This is a genomic window from Actinosynnema sp. NPDC059797, assembly GCF_042732085.1.
Lineage (GTDB): Bacteria > Actinomycetota > Actinomycetes > Mycobacteriales > Pseudonocardiaceae > Actinosynnema.
The window spans coordinates 1-2,507 of record NZ_JBHWIE010000632.1; the positions used below are offsets into that span (position 1 = coordinate 1).

The following is a 2,507-nucleotide window of genomic DNA, read 5'->3' on the forward strand; positions in this document are numbered from 1 at the left end:
CCGCCAGTCCTACTCGCCGGACGGCAGGCAGATCCTGCTGAGCCGGTTCGAGGACGAGGACGGCCTGCGGGTGCAGCGCCTGTGGCTGGTCGACGCCGACGGGGGCAACCCGCGCCGGCTGCCCGTCGCCGACCGGCAGCCCGCCGACTGGGAGTTCGACGCCACCTTCTCGCCCGACGGCCGGTTCATCGCCTTCGCGCGCCGCTCGCCCGGAGGGGTGCGACCCGACGGCTCGGCGAGCCGGATCGTCGTCGTCGAGGCCGCCACGGGCGCCGTGGCCGGTGTGCTCCGGCCGCCGCCCGAGGTCGCGGACCAGGAGGACACCCAGCCCGCCTGGTCGCCCGACGGCGCCACGCTCTCGTTCACCCGCGGCCTCGTCACCGACGGCCCGACCGGCGAGGTCCGCGACAACCACGTCTGGACCGCGCGCGCCGGCTCGCTCGACCGGCAGCGGGACCTGAGCGAACTGGCGTGCGGCAGCGACTGCCCGGTCACCGACGACAGCTCGACGTTCAGCCCGGACGGGCGCGAGCTGGTGTTCAACCGGGAGCCCGACGGCCTGCTGCGGGTGCCCCTGGACGACCCGGGGGACTGCGAGGTGCTGCTCGGCGCGGGCACGTGCGCCGGACCGGTGACCGCGCCGCCCGGACCGGCCGGGCCGTTCCAGCCGCGTGACGCCGCCTTCGCCCCGGACGGCGGCAGCGCGGTGCTGACCACCCGCCGCCAGGGCGACGCCGCCTCCCCGGAGGAGCTGGCCGTGCTCACCACCGGCACCGGCGCGCTGGAGCGGATCGCCACCCGCCTGCCCGGCAGGCAGAAGGAGCCCACCTGGCAGCAGTCGGTCGACCTCGCGGTGGACGCCCCGCCGACGGCGACGGTCGACGCGGGCGGGACCACCTCCGTCGCGGTCACCGCGCGCAACCGGGGTCCGGCGGCCTCGCCGGGCACCGCGCTGACGGTGGCCGTGCCCACCGGGCTGCGGCTGGTCGGGCTGCGCGCGTCGAGCGGCACGTGCGCCGCCGAGGAGCTGCGGTGCGACCTGGGGGTGCTGGCGCCCGGCACGTCGGTCGAGGTGGTGGCCGACCTGGTGGGCGTGGTGCCCGGCGCGCACCGGCTGGACTGGTCGGTCGCCGGCACCGTGCTCGACGCCCTGCCGTCGGACAACGCCGACGACACGGTGCTGACGGTCGGCGAGCCGCCGACGACCACGACCACGACCACGACCACCACCACGACTACGACGACGACGGCCACGCTGCCGCCGCCCCCGCCCGTCCCGGCGGCCGGTCCGGCGCTCACCGTCGCGGTCCAGCCCACCCCGTCCTACGTGGGAGGCCGGGCGGTGGTGACCTACACCGTGCGCAACGGGGGCGGCTCGCTGGCGACCGGGCTGAGGCTGGACTTCCTGCTGCCCGCGCGGGTGCCGGTCCAGGCCGTGCCGCCCGGCTGCGCGCCGACCAGTTGCGCGCTGCCCGACCTCCCGGTGGGCGCCACCCAGGTCGTGCAGGTGGTGCTCGCGCCCGACGCGGCGGTGCGGACCGAGGTGCGCGGCGTGCTGCGCACCACCGGCACCGACGCGAACCCGGGCGACAACACCGCGGTCGCGCCGGTGACCGTGCTCCAGCCGAGGATCGTGGCGGTGCCGCCGATCGGCGAGCCCGGGTTCGTCACCTCGGTGCGCGGCGAGGACTTCCCGCCCGGCGCGCCGGTCCGCCTGGACTGGGCGCCCGGCATCACCGCGGCCGCCGCGCCGACGATCCCGCGCGCGGACGGCCGGTTCACCGCCCAGCTGCTGATCCTGGCCAAGGACCAGACCGGGCCGCGCACGATCACCGCGACCGGGCCGGGCTTCCGGGCCGAGCCCACGCCGTTCCTGGTGGTGGCCGCGTCCATCGGGCCACCGGACATGGTGGCGCGCAGGTGATCCCGACGACGAGGAGGAGGCGCCCGTGATCCACGAGGTGGACGAGGCGATCCGGCGGATGTTGACGGCCGCGGGCGTGCCCGGCGGCGGGGGTGAGCTGTCGTTCGACGCGCCGACCAAGGACTGGGCCGCGCGCCGCAACGCACCCACGGTCAACGTGTTCCTGCACGACATCCGGGAGGACGTGATGCGCCGCCACGCGGGTGGCGTGGAGGTCTACGACGACGAGGGCGTGCTGACCGGCTGGCGCGGCCCGGCGCGGTGGTTCGAGCTGGCCTACGTGGTGACGGCGTGGACCAACCGGCCGCAGGACGAGCACCGGCTGCTGTCCGAGGTGCTGTCGAGCCTGGTGCGGGTCGAGCGGATGGCCGACGAGTGGCTGACCGGCACGCTGGCGGAACTGGGGCTGGGCGTCATCCTGAACTCGGCCCAGCCGCCGGACGGGCGGGCGACCTCGGAGATGTGGTCGGCGCTGGGCGGCGAGCTGAAGCCGTCCATCGACCTCAAGGTCATCGCGCCGCTGGCGGGCGAGTGGACCCAGGCCGGGCCGCCGGTCACCGAGGGCGTGGTGCTGGAGGCGGCT

1 protein-coding gene and 1 pseudogene are annotated in these 2,507 nt (G+C 76.6%); both read left to right on the top strand.

Features of this window, described 5'->3' with window-relative positions; genetic code table 11:
• Positions 1-1,924: pseudogene (locus ACFV4N_RS42720) on the top strand (hypothetical protein); the annotation flags it as partial.
• A gap of 25 nt (positions 1,925-1,949) precedes the next feature.
• Positions 1,950-2,507, top strand: a 558-nt coding sequence (locus ACFV4N_RS42725) for a Pvc16 family protein (protein ID WP_499678408.1), incomplete at its 3' end; no start/stop codon positions are given.